The following is a 21,573-nucleotide window of genomic DNA, read 5'->3' as shown; positions in this document are numbered from 1 at the left end:
ATTCTACTTATTCCTACTTTGCTACTATTCTACATAATTTTAAATATCTAAATCCTACCATTCTACCATTCTACAATTCTACTATAATGTTATCTATCTTACTCAAAAAAAATAGTATTGTCAACTACTTTTTATTTTTTCTATTTATTTTATTTTTCCTATATAATTTGTTTATATATTAATAAATTATATAGGAAATAAAGGCTTAAACTTTAGATTAATATATACAAAAATCCGTCCAAATTTGGACGGATTAAAAATTTATTTTGTAATATAATATTTATATATTAGTTTATTGGAATAACTCTGTGACCTAGCCCAATTGACAAATCGTTGAGATGAAGCAACCCAACAGAAATAAAAATACAAACTGAAATATGTTCATCTCCTCTAGCTATTCCGATTTTGCCACCGACATTAAAGCCAGAAGTCTTGTCAGTTACTTGTTCTAAAGCTTCTCTTGTTGCACCTAATATTGCACCGTCACACACGTGGTTATCTTTTATCAAATTATTTCTTTTAGCACTTACTAAAGCGGATTCTAATAGCTTTGGGATAGAATTTAAAATATTTCCACCAATATTTACTCCACAAGATTTTATTCCTAGTTTTTCCATTTCTGCTTTGAAACTTTTTTCTTCTTCAATACTTTCTGTTAGAGCAATCTTTATAGCCGCCTTTGCAACCTCTTTACTGTTTTTCATTTTATTCACCTCGAAATATAAGTAGCTTAATTAATTTTAAAACTTTTAATATAATATTACCATATAATACTTATCACTGCATGATGAAATAAAATTATTGAAATATATATTACTTTTTCCAAATATTTCATAATATTTTTATAAAAATATTATGAAACAATACAAAGTCATGATTGAAACAATTTAGCTAATGTAATATATTTTTAAAGAAAAACAAACTACTTACTTTTATTCAGGCAACTTTATTTTTTTTACATTATCATAATCAAATGTATAGGTAGCTATAGAATGTATTGGAGGATTATTTTCATCCTTTTTATCAAGGAAATTTTGTATGTAATAGCTAGCTGTTTGTAATGCACTAGTATTAATTTCAGTTTTCATTACTTTATATGTATTCTTATCAATCCAATAATACACATACATGTCATTTTTTTCTATGCTTTCAATAGCATTGTTGAAATCTTTATTCTTTTTTAAATTATCCGCATCATTTTGACTCAACATTCCATCTGATATATATCCATCTAAAAAATTTTCCATTGTAGCATTATATTTTATTTTCACGGTATCTACTCCATTTATTTTTTCATCTTTGATAACAGTAAATTTTTCTTTTTTTGGGTCAGATATTAAATACTGCTTAAAGAAATTTTTCATTGATTCATATGGAATATTTTTACTAACCTGAAGAGAATAATTGTTTTTTGCAGACGAGTCGTATCCAAAGCTATACATGTTTATTGTTTCATCTTTATTATAATTAATGTACATATCACCTTCGCTATTTTTATCCACTGAAGATCCCATTTTTAATAAAGTTCCTTTATTATTTAATATAGCGATTGAATTTTTTGATTTTGAAGTTCCGTCTTTGAATTTAGTTGTTTCTTTAATAGTTACGTACTTATCTAATTTTGCGTTTACCCCATCAAGCGTATTGTATTCCAACGCATTATCTAAGAAAGCGCTGTTGTCTAATTTTTGTTCATTTTTTGAACAACCTACTATTAAAAAAATTACAAATAAAATGCTTATCACTATTTTTTTCAATTAGAAAACCTCCTTTAATTACAAATATAAAACAAAAGAATTAATTAGTATACATTAATGTTATCATGAATTAAAATTAAAATAAAGAAAATTCTGTCAATTAAACAAAAAGCAATTAAATAATATAAATATAGGTAATTTAATAAAAAAATAAAATGAAATTGATTAACTCTAAATCTATTATTAACAAGATGTAAAATATCTTAATCATATATCATATTTTATAAAATAAAAAATAAAGCCAATCTATATAATTTAAGTTAGATTGGCTTTATTTTGATAATATTTTTTATAAGATTCAATAGATTTGACTTTTTATATGTTAAATAAACATAGTTGAATATTTATTTTTGTAATAATTTTAAGCTAGCTATTTCTTAAATGCTCTTTTTTTAGAGTAAACATTTTTTATTGTTTCAAATTCCTTTTTTTGATCTCCACTTAGTCCAGTTCTCAATTCTTCAATTGCATGTGTCAATAATTCGTTTACAGTTTCGTAATTAAGTATTACCGTCATAGCGTTTATTTTATCAGCAACGTCTTTATCACATCTTATAGTAGTTGTTTCTTTTTTTACTTTAGTTTCTTTCTTCGCTTCATCTATTGTAAATAAGCTATCTCTAGAAAATGTATTTTTTGGTTGAGGAACAGGTACTCTCTCAAGTGGATCTTTTTTATTATTCTTTTTTATAAGTCCGCTCAAATTACTCACCTACCCTATTTACTTTTTCAACGAATTCATTCGCTAAATCAGTGTATAGTTTATGAACTTTTTTGTCATGCATGTCAAAATCTTCATTGATATTAGGGTCAACTATTCCAGTTATATCATATCTTTTTAGTCTTTCCATATTTTTTACTACATTTTTAAATACGTTATCTTCACCAAATTCATCTTTTATAGATGCCAATATTCTCTTATCTACAGGAGCTGTATTTTTAAGTAATACTGGTAAAACTCCGGCAACGTCAAAATTAATGTCATATAGATCATATAGTTCTTGTAGATATCCTACAAATGCTTGTGCTCCTATAAAAGATCTTTCCTGAGTTTGTGTAACTATAACAACTGCATCGCTAGCTACGACTGCTGAATCTGTAAAAATTGATAAAGTAGGTGGTGTATCTAATATTAGGTAGTCATAATCATCTTTAATGTTATCTAGCAATGATTTCATAAAAAAGATTCTATCTTTTTGTGAATTAGGGAATTTTTTTTCTAAAAATAATGGATAGCTAGAAAAATCTGCAAAACTTGGTATTAGATATAAATTTTCCTTAATATCTGTAATGATCTCTTTTAAATTATTGTCAGTAATAGCTTTCATTAAAGTAGAATCATATGCCTTAACTTCGTCTTTTTGACTTTGTCTCGTCTGTAAAAATAAAGCTGTAGCATTAGCTTGAGGATCTAGATCAACAAGTAATGTTTTGTATCCCATATTACTTAGTGTGTAAGCTATCATGCAAGAGTTTGTTGTTTTTCCTGTTCCACCTTTAAAATTTCCTATAGTTATAACTTTCATAATCCGACTCCTTTTTCATAAATTGTTGTTAATCTACAAAAAACTTTTTCTGTATGTCTACATTATATATCTAACTAAATATCATTGCAACTCAAAAAACGTTATTGAGTCCAATATAAAAGTCGTCTACAATCTACAATCTACAATCTACAGTAGACTGGTCTACAATCTACAATCTACAATCTACAATCTACAAAAATGTGTAAGTTATAAAATGATAGAAGTATTGGAAAATAGATATTGTGATTTTTGTAGATTAATCTACAATCTACAATCTACAATCTACAATCTACAATCTACAGTAGATTAATCTACAATCTACAATCTACAATCTACAGCATTTTCAAAAGCATTGAAATAAGATGCTTTCAGAGATATACTCAACATGAATTTAATACAGAGAATAAAACTGCAAGCCGACAGCAGTATAAATAACGATAGGTTAATTAGAGCCAACGCAAAAAGTCTAATCGGTTAATGAGTGCCATACACGTAGACACAAATTAATACGTCAGTCGGGTTGATATGACCGATGAATAAATTATATCGGTGGTGCAGTAAGCAGAAATGCTGGCAAAGTGAAAAGGTGATTGATTATATTAGGGGACTGCTTAATTAGATTGCTGAACGTGTAGCGACGAGTGAACGACAGATTTACTTATTTTGACTCTATATAAGGGTCAAAATAATGCTCAAAGCTCTCAGCCAGATTAACAGGGTATAATAGTTAATTACAAGATTATTTGCTTTAATTAATAAACAAAAAACATTAAGAACGAATCATTTTAATATGAAATAAGTCATATATAAAAAATACTTGTTTAATATATTTATATGTGTTACAATTAAAGGAGTGATTTTTATGAAATTTAATAATGTGTGTGTATAAATACTCCCTTTATAAATTTTTATTAGTTACAACATATTAAAGGAGGTATTTATTATGAATACAGGTACAGTTAAGTGGTTTAATTCTGACAAAGGATTTGGGTTTATTTCTCAAGATAATGGAGATGATGTTTTTGCACATTTCTCACAAATACAGGGAGAAGGATTCAAGACACTAGAAGAAGGACAAAAGGTTTCTTTTGATACAGAACAGTCTTCTCGTGGACTACAAGCTACAAATATTCGTGCAATATAATAATTAACGATAATTCTAAAAGGGTTGGATTCTATTCTAGCCCTTTTTTTGTGCTTGAATTTATATTAGCTTGTATTTGTCTCTTTATTTTTATTATCAAAAATACTTTTTTAACTCCCTAAATATGTTAAAATGTAAGTAAAATTATATCTATATTTATAAAAAATATAATCAAAAAAAATTTAGACTTAATATTTAGAGATAAATAAAAAAATTTTGTGATATTGGAAGGGGGATTTTACAACTTTTATACATATTAAGTTTAAGGTTGTATATTATTTAGAGAAAGAGGTGGATTATGAAAACGATTGCATTTAAAAAGAAGATAATAGTATTTACGATAACTTTTTCGATGATTTCATCAAGCTTTGCGGAGATAACAATCTCAGAGGCAGGCATCACTGAAGAAAATTCTTTGAAGAATACATCAATTGAAAAAGTAGAAGTTAAAAATACTATTAAATCTATTAAAAAATCTAATACACAAAGTGTGGCTGCTACAAGCTTTTCTTCTTGGGAAGATGTTCCAAGTACATTACCTGAAGGAGAATATGATTTTTCGAATTTAGCAGAAGAAGCTGGTTCATATGATAATTTTAAAGTTTCTCCTAAGGAAATAACTATTGATGGATCTAAAGTTAAAATTACAAATGCAAATGATGCAACTACTAAATATATTCAATTTAATTTAAAAAATAGTGCAGAACTTACAATTAATAATGTTAAGATAGATAATTACCGTCCTAGTACAGTTACGGGAAGTAATAGTAGTAATAAGGTTTCAGTTATAAAAATACTTGATAATACTGATAATAAAATAATTGTAGAAGGTACTGAAAATTATTTAGCAGGAAGTGAAAGTGGAGCAGTGATTAGCGTAAATCACGGAAAAAAAGTAACAATTACTGGGAATAATGAATCAAAGTTAAATGTAGTGGCTGGAACACCAAGACCACCAAATTCCACATATGGTGGAGCTGGAATTGGTGGAGATTTTAACCTTGTAAATGGCGATATTATATTTACAGGCCAATTAACAATTGACTTAGAACAAAAGGATAACGGAGCTGGAATAGGAACAGGATATATGCACACATCTGGAATGGGATTTGATAAGACTCAAGTAACTGGAAGTATATTATTTACCGATGATGTGAAAATAAAAGTACTTTCTATGGAAGGTTCAGCGATAGGAGCGGGTCAAACGTATCATTCTAATGACGGAATTTTTTCACCAAAGATAGATATTGAAAAAAATGCTAACATTCACGCTACAACAAGAGGTGCTAACACTTCTGCAATAGGAAATGCTTATGGAATTCAATTAGGTCAAATTAATATTAGAGATAATTCAATTGTAACTGCTCTTAATAATGCAGATTATGATACTTCAAAATATCAAGAAAATATGGGGTTTGGAAATTTTGCATGGGTTAGCGCAGGTACTGGAATTGGATTTGAATTACAAAATACGAAAGATCATGATAATGATTTCGATTATATAAATATTTCTGGAAATCCAACTATTATAGCAGGAGGGAATTCAGGTGGAATTACTATACCAAATGGACGACTTAATATTTCAGGAGGAAATATTAAGATATTTACAAAAGCAGGAGCAGGAATAGGTACAAGTATACCAGTACATCCACTAGATGGTGTAAATAATTTAAAGAGTGAAATAAATATATCAGGTAAAAATACAAAAATAGAAATACTTGGTCGCCATACTGTTACTCAAGAAGATATAGATAGTGGATTCCCTAATGGAGAAGTTGGCAAAATTTCAGATAACTACCATCCTGGAATTGGATTAAATGTTTCTAATACAGTTGATAAAATTGGAAGTGTGAAACTGAATATAAAAGACGCTACTGTAGATGTTTATGCAGGGAATGGAGCTGGAATTGGTGGAGCTGGAACTAATACACGTAAAACTGATGCTACTAAGTCTTATTCTAAGATAACAATTGATAACGCAATAGTAAATTCGAAATCTTATAGAGGTGCAGGAATTGGTAGTGGATTTAGATCTAATGATAAATGGGATGTTGAAATAAAAAACAATGCAAAGGTTGAAGCAAAATCTCTATATGGTGGTGCAGGAATTGGAGCCGGTATGGGTCAAAAGTATTATAGCGGAACAACTCTTGTAGATCAGACTGCATTTGCCGGAAATATTGTAATAGATAACAGTGAAGTATTGGCAGGAAGTCTATATGGAGCAGGAATCGGTGGAGGTATGCTAAACGAATATAATATTGCAGGTCAAGCTTCTGGAAATCAAACTCCTCGAAGTATAGATACAGAAGGAACTTTAAAAATTCTTAACGATGCAAATGTAAAGGCTTATTCAAGTGCATTTTTTAAAGATTTAGGAGTAAAATCATACTCTTATAGAGATGCAATTACCGCAAAATTATTACCAGATTCTATGAAAGTAATGGCAAGCCATACTTTTGCACCAGAAGCTGATATAAATGATGAAATAACTATTAAAGCTTATGATAAAGATAGTAACAAATTAGTATCTGAAATGAAGTTAGAAAAGAATATGAAAAGTTATGCTTATTCTATTCCTGGAGCAAATGGGGATACATATATTGAAAATGCAGTAGATAAAAATGGAAATAGCTTTAGAATTGGACAATATGAAAATAAAGACCTAGGTATTTATTATAGAGAAGAAGGAAGACATCCTTCATTGGATAGCTTTAGCTCCGTAACGCAGTACAAGGGAGCTTCAGAAGACGTTTTAAATGATAATACTTACGTGTTAATGACTGTAGTTTATAAAGTTACTTACGATGGAAATGGAAATACATCAGGAACAGTACCAGAAGATAAAAATGAATATAAAAAGGGAGAAAAAGTAACTCTAAAAGGTAATGAAGGAAAATTAGAGAAAAATGGAAGTAAATTTTTAGGATGGTCACTTGATAAAAATAATGACAAATCCAAAATAATCACAGAAATAGAAAATATAGAGTCTAATACAACATTATATGCTGTATGGGAAAAAGAAGATACTCCAGGTGGCGGAGGTGGAGGAGGAACAGTTACACCTCCAACAAAGAAGACTACAGCAGTACTTGCAAACGGAACAAAATATACTGATGTTCTAACAGCTACAGTACTTGCTAATGAGAGAAATTGTCCAATACTTCTAACTGGAACAGACCGCATCTCTACTGAAACATTAAACGAGCTAAAAAGACGTGGAACAGGAGATGTAATAATATCTGGTGGATTGGATTCAGTATCTAAGAAAGTTGAAGAACAATTAAAAGACTTTAATATAGTTAGATACGCGGGAACTGACAGATACGAAACTGCAAAAGAAATTGGAAAACAAGTTAGAGCTTTGACAGGTAAAACTGATGGTGCGATGTTAGTCGATGGAACTAACTTCCCTGACGTAATTACAATATCAGCTCTTGCAACTCAAAAGAGAGTACCAATTTTAATTACAAATCCTAACAAGCTTACAACTACAACTGAAAATGTAATAAAGGACTGGAATNCAGCTCTTGCAACTCAAAAGAGAGTACCAATTTTAATTACAAATCCTAACAAGCTTACAACTACAACTGAAAATGTAATAAAGGACTGGAATCTAAATAATATAGTAATCGGTGGAAGTACAAATTCAGTTGCAAAGAGCATACAAGATAGATTAGACGCTGATTTAAAGATATCTTCAGTATCTAGAATAGGTGGAGCAGACAGATATGAAACAGCTTCACTAATAGGAAAAGAAGTAAGAACGCTTACTGGAAACAAAACAGACATGATACTAGTGGATGGAACTGACTTCCCAGATGGAATCACAATCAACTCACTAGCAGCTAAATTTAAGGCTCCAATACACTTAACAAGACCAAATAACCTAGTAGATATAACAGCAAAAGATATAGCTGATTGGAAGGTAGATAGCATACTTGTAGGTGGAGGAGAAAATTCAGTGTCTAAGTCAATCTATGACGGACTAAAAGTTACTAATAAAGAAAGAATATCAGGAGCTGATAGATACTCTACAGCAGTAAAGATATCTCAAAGATTGGATGATTCTTCTCAAATAGGTAGGAAATAATAGACTGTTAAATTAATTATTTCTTAACTTATAAAATTCTTGTATTTTAATATAACATAACCAATATTTTGATTATATTGGTTATGTTATAAGATACATCATTAAAAAACTACAAATATAAATATGAATTTAAACATTAAAATAGTATTATTATTTTTATTTAAGTTTTTATGATTATTAAAATTGATTTATAAATTTAGTATTTGCATTGAATAAGAAAATATTTTAAAATGCTTGTTTATCTAAAAAACAAATTGTATTTTTTTAGATAAACAAGCAAATAACATTTAATATAATATTATTAAAAAAAGAACTAGGTAATGTATTTAAAACCATATTACCTAGTTCTTTTTTTGTGTTTTTTTTTTATCTAGTTTAGTTAAAATTCGTGTAATAAACACTACTCTGAAAGCATTCCATGTTTTTCATAATCACTTATTTTTATTATATGATTTTCATCATTAACAAAAACAACTTTAGGTTTATGATCCTCAGCTTCATCATTATCAATATCACAATAACACATTATTATAATTTTATCTCCGACTTGTACACATCTAGCAGCAGCTCCATTTAAGCATATAATTCCAGTTCCCCTTTCACCTGCAATCGTATAAGTTTCAAATCTTTCTCCATTGTTAATATCAACTATACTGACTTTTTCATACTCTCTTATCCCCGATGCATCTAAAATATCTTCATCAACAGTTATACTTCCTACGTAATTTAATTCGGCCTGCATTACTGTTGCTCTATGAATCTTTGCTTTTAACATACTTATTCTCATACTAAACTCCTATTATAACTACGTTTATACTTTTACCTAAAATCATATAAAAAATATAACACAGTTTTTATGTGTGTTCAAATAAATCTCTTATACAATAAAATCACACTATCCATTTATTTTTGATTATATATATTTATTTTCTAAATTTTAAAAGCAATTATATGTATTTAATGCATTATAAATTATCTATAATTTCACACTTATCTAATTAAATAAATAACTAATCTAAATAATTATCTAACAACTTTATTTTTAATATAAATATTTAGCAACTAAATTGCAATATCAAATTGAACACTTTTATAAAACTGAATACACTTTGTTCATGGATGTTCCTTTTGGTAGAAACTTTCTTAAAAGCCCGTTATGTCTTTCATTTGTACCACGTTCATATGATGAAAAAGGGTAAGCAAAGTAAATATCTGATAGATACTCAAAAGTATGCATCTCCGAAAATTCGGAGCCATTATCGCATGTAATACTTTTAAACACCTCAGATACATTGCTCTTAAAACTGTAAACTAGTGATTGGAATGCCTCCTTTATAGACTTGCTATCTTTTGATTCTACTTTAATAGGCAGATAATACCTTGTTTTTCTTTCAACAAGTGAAAAAACGCAGTTTTGATCTTTGGTTTTACCACCTAAAACGGTGTCAATTTCCCAGTGACCAAATTCTAGTCTGGATTCTATTTCAGAGGGTCTTTCACTGATTGATTTGCCAAGTTTACGCTTATGCTCTTTAGAAAATTTCTTATTTTCAGCACGGCGAAGTTTAAATGGTAAATCATAGTTTTTGATTACTATGATTTCTTTATCAACGTAGTTGTAAAGAGTTTTCATACAAACTGTTTCAGTAAACATAGAATTAGCTATGGCGTATCCAATGCATGCATCTAGAGACCATTTAAGGTTAACATATTTATCTATAACAAAATCTATAAAGTCTCTGCATTTTTCTAGATTAAGTGGCTTACAGCAACTTAATCTGTTGCTTTCATATATCGCCTGACCTGNGTATCCAATGCATGCATCTAGAGACCATTTAAGGTTAACATATTTATCTATAACAAAATCTATAAAGTCTCTGCATTTTTCTAGATTAAGTGGCTTACAGCAACTTAATCTGTTGCTTTCATATATCGCCTGACCTGTTTCAGAAATATATTTATCAGAAGCTTTGCCTTGAACTATTTGAGTCACAGTTCCACGTTTAATTTCATTATATATAGTGGTACGAGATCGATGCAGCATTTTTGAAATATAGGTAATACTTTTTCCTGAGTTTAATAGAGCTGCAATAGCTCCTCTTTCACTAGCGGATAAGTGTTTAAAAGTTCTGTTTTTTGTGTTAGAATTAAGTTGATTCATCATGGGTCTCCTTTAGATTATTTGTTTAGGCACTTATATTCTAGCACAGGATTCATGGTGAATCTTTTTTTATTGAGTTGTTCAATTTCATTTTACAATTATCCATTTACTTATTTTTTAAAATATATGATATATTAAAAAAACTTAGAATATATGTAAATCCATATATAAGAGCATACATACCTATCAGTATAGACGATAAAGCAGGATCTCCTATTAACATAAATCCTAAACTAATACCTATTAATCCTGATATTATTCCTAGCCACCAACCTTTAAACTCATTTTTCTTTAAATCAAAAGAGTTTGCTATTTCTGAAGTTCCAGAGAATATTTCCCAAAATCCTAGAAACATTGCTAAGGTAATAACTGTAATTCCTTGTGTATAAAGCATTAATATACCAAGTATTATTTCTAATATACCTTGAACTAGAAATGCCCCTGTTCTAAAAGTAGTATGAGTAAAATATCTAACTATTCTGACTGCACCAACTACAATAAAGATACACGCTATCATATATGCCATAGAAACTAATGACGTAATTGGATACATATAAAATATAATGCCTGAGCAAATTAATAAAATACCCATTAATAACGACATCCACCTTGCGTAATTTAAATTATCTTTCATAAATCGTACCTCCTTATGAGTTTATTTAACCATTTACATTATAATTTTATTTTAACAGAATTAAAAGTCTTTTTTTTTAAACTTTTACAAATAAACTATACACTAATACCTTTATATGTCATTAGTAGATAACAAACCTCAGATTTTTAGTCTCATTCATAGAATTAATCACCATCTGAATTTAACAATTCTTTTAAATTACTATTTACTATATCCTGAAAGTTTTCGACTAGTAAGTGAAAATTCTCTTCATCTGTTTTATTATAAGGATTTGTTTTAGTTATATATAACAACCTTTCTTTTTTTAGCCTAATTAAAATATCAGCTGTGATATGCTTTCTATCGTCATAATCTAAAAAAGAAATAGAACTTTGTATAATGGTTATAATTGCTGAAGAAATTGACACATAAAATAGAATGCTTGTGTTTTCTTCTGCTCTAGTAATCATTATTGGTATACTGGCAGACAGTACTATTTTAATTATATTTCCAATTTTAACTATAGTACCATATCTTTTATTTTTATTTTCAATTTCAGTAATATAATAATCCATTGTTTTTAATAATTCTGCTTCATTCAAACTATCATCCTCCTATTTACAGTTTTATTTAATTCTATAATAATATTTTTTTCAATCAATTATTCTGAAATTATTGTGTTACAAAGTTTATTTTCCTATGGAAATTAATATTTTATCAAGTCTTTGAGATATCTTCACTGCTGTAGAATATCTATCCTCTCCTGATATTCTTTCTTTATTAGTTACCTTTAGTCCATCATAGATTGACTTAGATACTGAATTTTCTCCACCACCTACAAGTATGCTATCTATATTCCAGTCAGCTATATCTTTAGCTGTAATATCTGTTAGATAATTTGGCTTAGTAAGGTGAATTGGGCATTTAAACTTAGCTGCTAGTGAGTTGATTGTGATTCCATCTGGGAAGTCAGTTCCATCAACAAGTATCATATCTGTCTTTTTTCCAGTAAGTGCTCTCACTTCTTTACCTATTAGTGAAGCTGTTTCGTATCTGTCAACTCCACCTATCCTAGATACTGAAGATATTTTTAAATCAGTGTTTAATCTATCTTGTATAGTTTTTGCAACTGAATTTGTACTTCCACCTATTACTATATTGTTTAGCTTCCAGTCTTTTATTACATTTTCAGTAGTAGAATTAAGCTTGTTAGGATTTGTAATTAAAATTGGTACTCTTTTCTGAGTCGCAAGAGCCGATATTGTAATTACGTCAGGGAAGTTAGTTCCATCAACTAACATTGCTCCATCAGTTTTTCCAGTAAGTGCTCTTACTTCTTTACCTATTTCTCTTGCAGTTCCATATCTATCTGATCCAGCATATCTTATCACGTTGAAGTCTTTTAGCTGATCTACAACTTTTTGAGATACAGAATCAGGACCTCCTGATATAATTACATCACCTATTCCACGTCTTTTTAGTTCGTTAAAAGTCTCTGTAGTGATGTCGTTTTTATCTGTTAGAAGTATTGGACAATCTCTTTCGTTTGCTAATACTGTGGCTGTTAACACATCTGTATACTTCTTGCCGTTTGCAAGTACTGCAGTTGCTCTCTTTGTTGGAGGAGTTGTTCCACCTCCGCCTCCACCGCCTGGAGTAGAATCTTTTTCCCACATAGCATAAAGAATAGTATTTTCAACTATATTGAATTTGCTATTTACATCATATTTTATACCACTTCCATCAAATTTTAAATTCCAACCAATGAATTTATATCCATCTTTTTTCAATGTATTCTTACCTAAAATTGTAACTTCATTACCTTTTATATATTTGTTAGAATCTACTGGTACTACCCCGGAGGTTTCTCCATTACCCTTATAGGTTACAGATATATTATCTGATATTATATTTTCTTTATTATAAATAAATTTAACTTCTTTTTCATCAATTAATTTAAATGTAATTTGTTTTTTCTGTGGCGTGTATCCTTCAATATGTATATAATTTTCTGTATCAATTGCTTTTGTTGTTTTTTTGTTGACTTCTGGCAATAAATCTTTTCCATTAACATCTAAATACTTTACTTTATATTCACTTGTTGTTAAAGGAACATAATAGAAAATTATTTCATTTTTTCCTTTTTTAATTCTAATATTTTTCGTAGGCTTATCCGGGAAATATGAGTCAATCACCTTTGCATCTAATAACTGGACAATGCCTTCTTTCAAATCTTTTATTTCTAAATCTTCAGATAATTTTTCATTATTGTTTCTATTCAGATATCTAATCAAAAGAGTATTCTCCTGAATTGGTTCCCATACGGCTTCTAAAGTAATTGAATCTATTATTGGCATTATATTAAAATTAAAATTATATTTTTTATCAACTTGTCTCCATCCCTTAAAAATATAATTTTCACGTTTTGGAATAGTAGGTTCAACAATTTTTTCTAAGTATTTTGCTTCTATAGAAAAGTTTTTTTCTCCATTATTTGGCTTAAATCTCACAATACAATTAGGTGCTTCCCACTTGGCATATAGTTTTAATATTTTATCATCCATTTTTTCTTCATTTCCCGGTTCAACTTTAGTTTCAGGCAGTAATTCTTTACTTGAGTACCAACCTTTAAATTGATAGTTCTTTTTTCCTATTGGTGTGGTATTCGGAATGAAATTTAAATAATTATCTAAACTTTCTTCATACCAAAGATTTTCTTTTTTAACATCATCATTGTCTGATCTAAAGATTAATTCATTTTTATTTCGATTATACCAAAAGTTCACTATTTGATCTTTGTTAGTCACCCTTACACCATTTCCATCATCTTTACTTATATCAACTGTAAAACCTTTTATATCTTTTGGCTTTAACAGGTTATTAGTAATTACCATAGCTTTTGATTGTTTAGAAATATATTCTTTTCCTCCAATATTTTGCATATGATTTATTACAGTTGGTTCAATAACTCTATCATCAAAAAATATTTCCATATTAATATCTTTGCTTGATTTATATCCTAACTGAAAGGCTGAAATAATTTGACCATTCATATTTAATGGAGAGATAACAGCAGATTTTCCTCCTGTTTTATTTCTATATCCTACTATAACAGAGGAACTTCCTTCTCCTTCATACCTAATTTCAGGCCATGAATCAGTCATATCTTGAAACAATTTCACATCATAAATAATATAATCTCCAATTATTTTTTCGCCATTTTTATAATAATAATACCCTTTATCATTTAAATTTTTAAAATGCAAATTATATTTTTTAAAATCCCAATAAACTTTTAAAGAAGTAGAACCATCTGATTTAATAACTTCTTTTTCATTTTCAGTTTTTTCTTTATTTAATTCGACATAATCCTGTAGTAAATAATATAGATTATTCATATTTCCCAAACTCTCCCATGGATACGATTTTGGAATATAAGGCATTTCTCCTACAATACCTCTTTGAGTAGTGATACGCTTCAGCTGATACCCTTCTCTATTAGAATTTTCCAATCTATATTCAACAGAATAGTTAGATTTATTATTTTCTTCCCACATTGCTTTAAATACAGTGTTTTCTGCAGGCATAGTACTTGGTATTACTTTATCCCACTTTTTAAATTCATATCCTTTTTTTTCTGGAATATCGCTAGGTGGAATTAAATTTTGTTCATAAAAACCAGTTATTGGCTCAATATAAGAGCCTCCTTCAGTATCAAAATATAATGTATATAAATTACGGCTATAGTACACATCTATTTCAGTGCTTCCATCAACATTAATGACAGTTGTTGGAATTTCTTTTGGTGGAGAAAAACCTTTAAATTCTTTAATTGGAGCTACGATATTACTACCAACTGGGCCGGATAATTCAATGGTTTCAGTTTTATATTTGGAAGGATCTTCTAATGAAGGAAGTCTATAGTTTATTTTATATTTTCCTTCATTAGAAGGCGAATATTTAACAGTATATTCTTTATCTTTATCCACAGAAGAAATATTTAAATTAATAGTATCCTTGTCAGGAATATATCCTTCAATATAAGGAGATTTAATATTTTCTACCAGCTTATATCCTTTATGAACAGTTGCTAGATATGGTTGAGCTATTTCATCTCCATTCTTTAAAATATATTTTACTTTAATAGTATAGGTTTTTAAATCTTCTCCTTGATTAATTTTTTGACTTTGACTGTCTTCTATTGAATAAATCGCATTAATATTTACTATAGAATTTAATAACAGAGAAATTATTAACAGTAATATGTATATTTTTTTCATCTTATAACCTCCATGTAAACAAATATAAAATTTTTTTATTTTCTTTCTCCTCGAATTTTTGAAAACGTTATTAATGAGATTGTTGCTGATTTTTTTTTTAAAAAAAATAGATGTATAAAATTTGTTTTATTAAGTTAATTTCATTATATCATAGTAAAATTAATGTCGTCAATAAAAAACAGAAAATAGAAAAAAATATAAAAATTCCGAAAAAAATAAGTGATAAAACAGTATTTAAATCTCTAGAAAATACGAAAACATTTGCATAAATAATCTACATTAGATACGGGGTTATGTTGCAAAGTTTAAAACAATGACATACCTCACCAATTTCTTGAATTTCTAGCAAGCAGTTTTAAATAATCTTTCAATTTCTGTCTATAGGAAAAAGCCGAAGAGAGTAACTTCTCTTCGGCTAATTTTATGCATAGCAGATACAAATTCAATCCCTTTAATAGTAGAAGCTGCAGTGTAAGTCGACTGAAAACTGTTACTATAGGTAATCTTAGACTTAACCTTACAGTGATTCTGTTCTAAAATATTATTAAGATATTTAGAATGCCAATGATTTACTGATTTATCTAAGAAACCTTCTGATTTTAACTCATTTATATCTTTAATAGAAGGTGCTTATTTATCTGTTGCAATTGAACGAGGTTGTCCATAATCTCTAATTAAGCGTTTGATAAAAGTCTTCGTAGAGACTGTATCTCTATGGTTTCTTAAGCACATATCTAACGTTAAACCATTGGAATCAATTGCTCTGTAAAGGTAGCAATACTTTCCTTTAACTTTAATATAGGTTTCATCAATTCTCCATGATTTTGACAACAATCTATGTTTATTTCTCTTTTTCCATAAATAGTATAGAGTTTTTCCATATTGCTTGACCCAACGATAAATAGTAGTATGATCTACTCTAATACTAAATTTTCGCATTATTTTTTCACAATCAAGATAACTTAAAGAATATTCAAAGTAAAGTCCTACTACTTCAATTATTATTCTAGAATCATATTGTTTCCCCTTAAATAATTTTCTCATGATTATCCTCCTCTATTTTCATAAATTATATCTCAAAATCCGAGAATTTTAAACTTCGCAACACAACCTAAAATAGTTACGGAAAAAATACATTTTTACATTCAGATCAAGGATGGCAATATCAACATAAATACTATCAAAAGTTATTAAAAGATAGAGGTTGGAAGCAAAGTATGTCAAGAAAAGGAAATTGTCTTAATAATAGTGTTAGGGAGAATTTTTTTGGATTATTGAAGTCAAAATTAAATTATCTACAACGCTTTCAGTCTGTATATAATTTTAAAGATCAATTAATTGAATATATAGAATGATATAATAATAAAAGAATTAAGAGTAAATTAAAAGGAATGAGTCCGGTTAATTACCGAACTCACTCCAGTCAAATAGCTTAATTATTGTCCAACATTTTGGGTGCATTGCATAATTTGCTAGCCATTCTCTTTTTGCATTTTACAACATAATCAATATTATTTTATAAAATTCACACTATCAAGTTTTTGAGATATCTTAACTGCTGTAGAATATCTATCAGCACCTGATATTCTTTCCTTGTTAGCGACTTTCAGTCCATCATAGNCTTTTTTTATTTTACAACATAATCAATATTATTTTATAAAATTCACACTATCAAGTTTTTGAGATATCTTAACTGCTGTAGAATATCTATCAGCACCTGATATTCTTTCCTTGTTAGCGACTTTCAGTCCATCATAGATTGATTTAGAAACTGAGTTTTCTCCTCCACCTACAATTATATTTTCTATTTTCCAGTCTGATATATCATTTGCTGTAATATCAGTTAGACTAGCTGGTCTTGTTAAATGTATTGGAGCTTTGAACTTCGCTGCTAGAGAGTTGATTGTGATTCCATCAGGGAAGTTTGTTCCATCTACTAATATCATATCTTTAGTATTTCCTGTAGATTTTCTTACTTCTTTTCCTATTAGTGAAGCTGTCTCATATCTATCTGATCCACCTATTCTTGAAGTAGATATTTTTATTTCATTTTTTAATTTTGTTTCAATATTATTTCCTACTGAATTATCTTGACCACCTATTGTTATATTTTTTATATTCCAGTCTTTTATCGTCTTTTCAGTAGTTGCTGTTAGTTTTTCAGGATTAGTAAGAAGTATTGGAAGTCTCTTGTTTGCTGCTAATGATGATATTGTAATTACATCAGGGAAGTTAGTACCATCCACCAAAAATGCTCCCTCAGTCTTTCCAGTCAAAGATCTTATTGCTTTTCCAATTTCTTTTGCAGTTTCGTATCTATCATTTCCTGCATATCTAATAATATTGAAGTCTTTTAATTGTTCTTCTACTTTTTTAGACACTGAATCCACACCACCAGATATTATTATATCTCCTGTTCCACGTCTTTTTAATTCGTTTAGTGTTTCCGTAGATATACTATCTGTTCCAGTTAGTAGAATTGGGCAGTTTCTTTCATTTGCAAGTACTGTTGCTGTCAATACATCAGTATATTTTGATCCATTTGCTAACACTGCTGTTGCTTTTTTAGCTGGAGGATTAACTGTTCCTACTCCACCTCCGCCACCTGGAGTATCTTCTTTTTCCCACATAGCATAAAGTGTTGTGTCTTCCAGAATCTTAAATTCACTACCTACATTGTATTTTGTTCCACTTCCATCTGCTTCTGTATTCCAACCAATGAACTTATGTCCATCTTTTTCTAAAGTGTTTTTATCTAATATAGTCACATCCGATTCTTCAATATATTTATTAGGATCAACTGGTACTGTTCCTGAAGTATTTCCATTTCCATTATAAATCACTGAATATTCATCCGCATGTTCTTTTATTGGTACAACTATACTCGTATAGTCAATATTTTTTCCATTTAATGTTGTCTTTAATCCAAAGCTCAAACCTATTACTTCTTTATCAGAGTTTCCAGTAAGATAGTTATACAATTTCAGTGTAGGAGGCTCATCATTTAAATAAAATTCTATATCTAGTGCTCCATTCGTTATGTCTAATGATTTTGGTGCGAAATATTTTGCCATTTCTGATGACATTCTAATTTCTGGTTTTGTTTCACTTCCCAAAAATATTTCTCCGCTAAATTTAACATACTTTCTACCATTTTCATCAACTTTTACTACTTTTGGTTTTGAAACATATTTCAATCCAGAAGTAGCCCAAACACTTTTTTCTGCAACTGGTCTTAAATCGTTAACATAATCATCTGTAAAAATAAACGTTTTTAACTTATCTAATTTTGAAACAGATTTCAAATCATCAAAATCCGTGCTGCTAATTGTTAAATATGTTAAATTAGTTAAATTTTCTAGCCAAGAATAACTCGGGTCATAACTCTCTCCAAAGTTTCCAAGATCCAATCTATTTAATTTTTTAAAATTTCCTATTGCAGCTAAATCTATTTTTGTTCTATTAGAAAAAGAATATGATCCATTTTGCTGAGTATTTACATAGTCAAATTTAAAAGTAGTTAAATTAGTTAAATTTTTTAATGGTTCTAAACTTATATCGTTATCTATATTTATCTCTTGACGTTCTTTGTAATTTTCTCCATTTATTTTCATTTTCCATCTAACTGTAGTCGCATCATTTCCGGTAATATAACTTCCATTAATAGTAAGTGTATTTAACTCTGTTAATTCTCCTAGGTACTTAAATGACTCTTCTGGGAACATCACATATCCAATCTGAAGTGTTGTCACATTTTTTAAGTATTGAATCCCATCCAATGTTTCAAACTTTATAAAATCCTCACTTTTTCCTTGTAGATTAAAAATACCTTTTATACTAGCTAATTCTTCAGCCGTTGCATTATAATTAATTGGCTGCTTTAATTTTGTATTAATTATTTTTCTTAATTGTTCATCTTTAATTAAAAACTCCGACTTTATAGAATTGCTATTATTTTTAACTTCAATATCAGAATTTGCTAGCGTAGTATTATTTGATGCTAGCACAAAAATCAACATAGAAAAAATAATTCCAAAAAATAATTTCTTTATTTTATTATTCATAACTCTCTCCTTTTTTATAATGTTAGTTAATATTTTTTGCTTTTATATAATATCGTAATCAATATTTGAAGTCATAGTTAATTTAACAAGAGAATTAATTTGTAATAGCCCCCTTTTTGATAAACTTTTTTGTGATATCGTTTTCTATTTCAATTTACTTAATTCTTTTCTCCAGTTATATTACTTGTTATTTCAAACATAAGTATTGTACTTTATTTTTTGTAAAGTTTAATTTACGATATAATACGTCTTGTCATTAGTATTATAATATACAAATAATAATTTAATAGACTATTTTACAATAAATATTAAACTAAAATATTATTTACCGTAAACTTATATACCCAATTGTAAAAATTAAAAATATTATTTTTTATGTGTTTTTTACAATTAATGTTTATTAAATAAATATCTAAATAAAAAACAAGACTGATACAATCTTACAGCCTTGTTTTTTTATATTTTTATCATAAAATTTTATTTCAAGTATTTTAAATATGTATTATTAAATATTACTAGTCTTGCAAAAAATATTTTAAAGGCCCCTTCCAGCTCCTCCGCCTCCGAAGCTTCCGCCTCCACCAGAGAATCCACCTCCAGAGCTACCACCACCAAATCCGCCTCCAAAGAATCCGCCTCCGAAAAAGTCATCATAATTTTTTCTTCTACGATTATTAGGTGGTCTACGATTGTTTTTATTGGAAAATGAAATTATAATAATCAATATGATAACTAAAAGAATAAATATGTCTCCTACTGATCCTTCATCGTTATAGAGTTCTTCATCATATTTTGAATAGTCGCCCTCAATGGAAACACCGTATTCATTTGCAACTTGAGATACTACAGCATTAAATGTTTCATTTAGTGCTAAATTGAGAGTTTTTATATCATTTTTATCATAATTTTTCACTAAATAATCATCTATTATTCTTCCGGCTTTTGCATCATTTATAGCTCCTTCCAAGCCATAACCAACTTGAATAGCTGTACTGTATTTTTTTGTGCTCGGTTCATATCCTACGATAATTACTATTCCGTTGTTTTCGTCTTTATCTCCAACCTCCCACTTTCTACCCAAGTTTAGCCCGTACTCTTCAGCACTTTTTCCATCTAAATTTTTAATTGTAACAACAACTATTTGAGCTTTTGTTTTCTCTTCAAGCTCTTTATTTACAGAATTAATATGCTCTTTTGTATCCTCTTTTAATACATCTAGTTGATCTAAATAGAAATTTGATGTATGTTCAGGATAAGTATCCGCAAATATTGATCCTGAAAAAATTGATAAAATCATAATCAATGAAAAAGCTATTAAACTTATCTTTTTTTTCATAAAAAACACCTACTCAAAGTTTATAACAGGCACATCATTCGCGTTCTCATCTGCTTTGAAATATTCTTTTTTTTCAAATCCTGTAAATTTAGCAACTATAGATGTTGGAAAAGATCTAACCTCTGTATTATAAATTTTAACTATATCATTATAATCTTTCCTTGCAACAGCTATTCTGTTTTCAGTACCTGCAAGTTCATCTTGAAGTCCTATGAAGTTTTTATTTGCTTTTAAATCAGGATAAGCTTCAACTATGACGTTTATGCCATTAAGCGCTTTAGTAAGATCACTATCGGCCTTTGCCAGTTCTTCTGGTGTTTTTGCATTAGATACACCAGCTCTAGCATTTGTTATATTTGTAAAAGTCTGTTCTTCATGTTTTGCATAACCCTTAACTGTATTTACTAAGTTAGGAATCAAATCAGCTCTTCTTTGAATAGTTGAACTAATATTTCCATATTTATCGTTGACTTGTTCTTCTAAAGAAACAAGAGTATTATATGGCGATACAAACATCCCTATAACGATAACTGCTACAAGCAGTGCTGAGCCCACTATGGTAATAATCTTTTTATTTTTCATATTCAATTCTCTCCTTT

14 protein-coding genes and 2 pseudogenes are annotated in these 21,573 nt (G+C 28.6%); 3 read left to right on the top strand and 13 right to left on the bottom strand.

All coding sequences use genetic code 11. From position 1 onward, the window contains the following. Positions 1 to 287: 287 nt before the first annotated feature. The 4 genes from C0982_RS06300 to C0982_RS06285 form a co-directional block, all read right to left on the bottom strand. Positions 288 to 704 carry a HutP family protein gene (locus C0982_RS06300; RefSeq protein ID WP_101773410.1) on the bottom strand — a complete coding sequence of 139 codons (417 nt, stop codon included), beginning with the start codon at positions 702 to 704 and terminating at the stop codon, positions 288 to 290. 228 nt (positions 705 to 932) lie between these two features. After that, positions 933 to 1,757, bottom strand: a complete 825-nt coding sequence (locus tag C0982_RS06295) for a hypothetical protein (protein ID WP_101773409.1) — start codon at positions 1,755 to 1,757, stop codon at positions 933 to 935. Between the two features lie 370 nt (positions 1,758 to 2,127). Then, on the bottom strand, positions 2,128 to 2,460 hold the full coding sequence (locus tag C0982_RS06290) for a hypothetical protein (protein ID WP_101773408.1): 333 nt from the start codon (positions 2,458 to 2,460) through the stop codon (positions 2,128 to 2,130). 1 nt (position 2,461) lies between these two features. Further along, a complete protein-coding gene (locus C0982_RS06285; RefSeq protein WP_101773407.1) occupies positions 2,462 to 3,283 on the bottom strand; it encodes a ParA family protein in 822 nt (273 codons plus the stop codon). Between the two features lie 943 nt (positions 3,284 to 4,226). Here C0982_RS06285 and C0982_RS06280 point away from each other — a divergent pair. Further along, positions 4,227 to 4,427 carry a cold-shock protein gene (locus C0982_RS06280; protein WP_101773406.1) on the top strand — a complete coding sequence of 67 codons (201 nt, stop codon included), beginning with the start codon at positions 4,227 to 4,229 and terminating at the stop codon, positions 4,425 to 4,427. 298 nt (positions 4,428 to 4,725) lie between these two features. After that, a complete protein-coding gene (locus C0982_RS06275) occupies positions 4,726 to 8,520 on the top strand; it encodes a cell wall-binding repeat-containing protein (RefSeq protein WP_101773405.1) in 3,795 nt (1,264 codons plus the stop codon). 400 nt (positions 8,521 to 8,920) lie between these two features. On the opposite strand, the gene panD is transcribed toward C0982_RS06275, so the two are convergent. The 6 genes and pseudogenes from panD to C0982_RS06245 form a co-directional block, all read right to left on the bottom strand. Then, positions 8,921 to 9,307 carry an aspartate 1-decarboxylase gene (panD, locus tag C0982_RS06270; RefSeq protein WP_101773404.1) on the bottom strand — a complete coding sequence of 129 codons (387 nt, stop codon included), beginning with the start codon at positions 9,305 to 9,307 and terminating at the stop codon, positions 8,921 to 8,923. A 303-nt stretch (positions 9,308 to 9,610) separates the two neighbouring features. After that, a complete protein-coding gene (locus C0982_RS06265) occupies positions 9,611 to 10,681 on the bottom strand; it encodes an IS30 family transposase (RefSeq protein ID WP_180946890.1) in 1,071 nt (356 codons plus the stop codon). A 106-nt stretch (positions 10,682 to 10,787) separates the two neighbouring features. Continuing rightward, the gene (locus C0982_RS06260) at positions 10,788 to 11,315 is read right to left on the bottom strand and encodes an HdeD family acid-resistance protein (RefSeq protein ID WP_101773402.1); all 528 of its coding nucleotides are present in this window, start codon (positions 11,313 to 11,315) and stop codon (positions 10,788 to 10,790) included. Positions 11,316 to 11,479: 164 nt separating this feature from the next. Further along, entirely contained in the window at positions 11,480 to 11,896 is a 417-nt protein-coding gene (locus C0982_RS06255) for a DUF4231 domain-containing protein (RefSeq protein ID WP_101773401.1), read from the bottom strand. An 87-nt stretch (positions 11,897 to 11,983) separates the two neighbouring features. Then, on the bottom strand, positions 11,984 to 15,574 hold the full coding sequence (locus tag C0982_RS06250) for a cell wall-binding repeat-containing protein (RefSeq protein WP_101773400.1): 3,591 nt from the start codon (positions 15,572 to 15,574) through the stop codon (positions 11,984 to 11,986). Positions 15,575 to 15,952: 378 nt separating this feature from the next. Continuing rightward, positions 15,953 to 16,618: pseudogene (locus C0982_RS06245) on the bottom strand (IS6 family transposase). A 95-nt stretch (positions 16,619 to 16,713) separates the two neighbouring features. On the opposite strand from C0982_RS06245, the pseudogene C0982_RS10425 reads away from it, so the two are divergent. After that, positions 16,714 to 17,010: pseudogene (locus C0982_RS10425) on the top strand (IS3 family transposase); the annotation flags it as partial. A gap of 213 nt (positions 17,011 to 17,223) precedes the next feature. Here C0982_RS10425 and C0982_RS06235 read toward each other — a convergent pair. The 3 genes from C0982_RS06235 to C0982_RS06225 form a co-directional block, all read right to left on the bottom strand. After that, complete coding sequence (locus C0982_RS06235) at positions 17,224 to 19,638, bottom strand: cell wall-binding repeat-containing protein (protein ID WP_101773398.1); 2,415 nt, start codon at positions 19,636 to 19,638, stop codon at positions 17,224 to 17,226. A 535-nt stretch (positions 19,639 to 20,173) separates the two neighbouring features. Further along, positions 20,174 to 20,974, bottom strand: coding sequence for a TPM domain-containing protein (locus tag C0982_RS06230; protein WP_101773397.1), 801 nt, complete (start codon positions 20,972 to 20,974; stop codon positions 20,174 to 20,176). Between the two features lie 9 nt (positions 20,975 to 20,983). Continuing rightward, complete coding sequence (locus C0982_RS06225) at positions 20,984 to 21,556, bottom strand: LemA family protein (protein ID WP_101773396.1); 573 nt, start codon at positions 21,554 to 21,556, stop codon at positions 20,984 to 20,986. Between the last annotated feature and the right edge of the window lie 17 nt (positions 21,557 to 21,573).

This window comes from Peptostreptococcus faecalis, from assembly GCF_900240845.1.
Lineage (GTDB): Bacteria > Bacillota > Clostridia > Peptostreptococcales > Peptostreptococcaceae > Peptostreptococcus > Peptostreptococcus faecalis.
The sequence above is the reverse complement of the archived record's forward strand: the minus strand, read 5'-3'. Positions and strand labels throughout refer to the sequence as shown.

Excerpts from the sequence above, each read along its gene's own strand:
- C0982_RS06300 (WP_101773410.1), bottom strand. The coding sequence starts at position 704 with ATGAAAAACAGTAAAGAGGTTGCAAAGGCGGCTATAAAGATTGCTCTA.
- C0982_RS06285 (WP_101773407.1), bottom strand. The coding sequence starts at position 3,283 with ATGAAAGTTATAACTATAGGAAATTTTAAAGGTGGAACAGGAAAAACA.
- C0982_RS06280 (WP_101773406.1), top strand. The coding sequence starts at position 4,227 with ATGAATACAGGTACAGTTAAGTGGTTTAATTCTGACAAAGGATTTGGG.
- panD (WP_101773404.1), bottom strand. The coding sequence starts at position 9,307 with ATGAGAATAAGTATGTTAAAAGCAAAGATTCATAGAGCAACAGTAATG.
- C0982_RS06260 (WP_101773402.1), bottom strand. The coding sequence starts at position 11,315 with ATGAAAGATAATTTAAATTACGCAAGGTGGATGTCGTTATTAATGGGT.
- C0982_RS06250 (WP_101773400.1), bottom strand. The coding sequence starts at position 15,574 with ATGAAAAAAATATACATATTACTGTTAATAATTTCTCTGTTATTAAAT.
- C0982_RS06235 (WP_101773398.1), bottom strand. The coding sequence starts at position 19,638 with ATGAATAATAAAATAAAGAAATTATTTTTTGGAATTATTTTTTCTATG.
- C0982_RS06230 (WP_101773397.1), bottom strand. The coding sequence starts at position 20,974 with ATGAAAAAAAAGATAAGTTTAATAGCTTTTTCATTGATTATGATTTTA.
- C0982_RS06225 (WP_101773396.1), bottom strand. The coding sequence starts at position 21,556 with ATGAAAAATAAAAAGATTATTACCATAGTGGGCTCAGCACTGCTTGTA.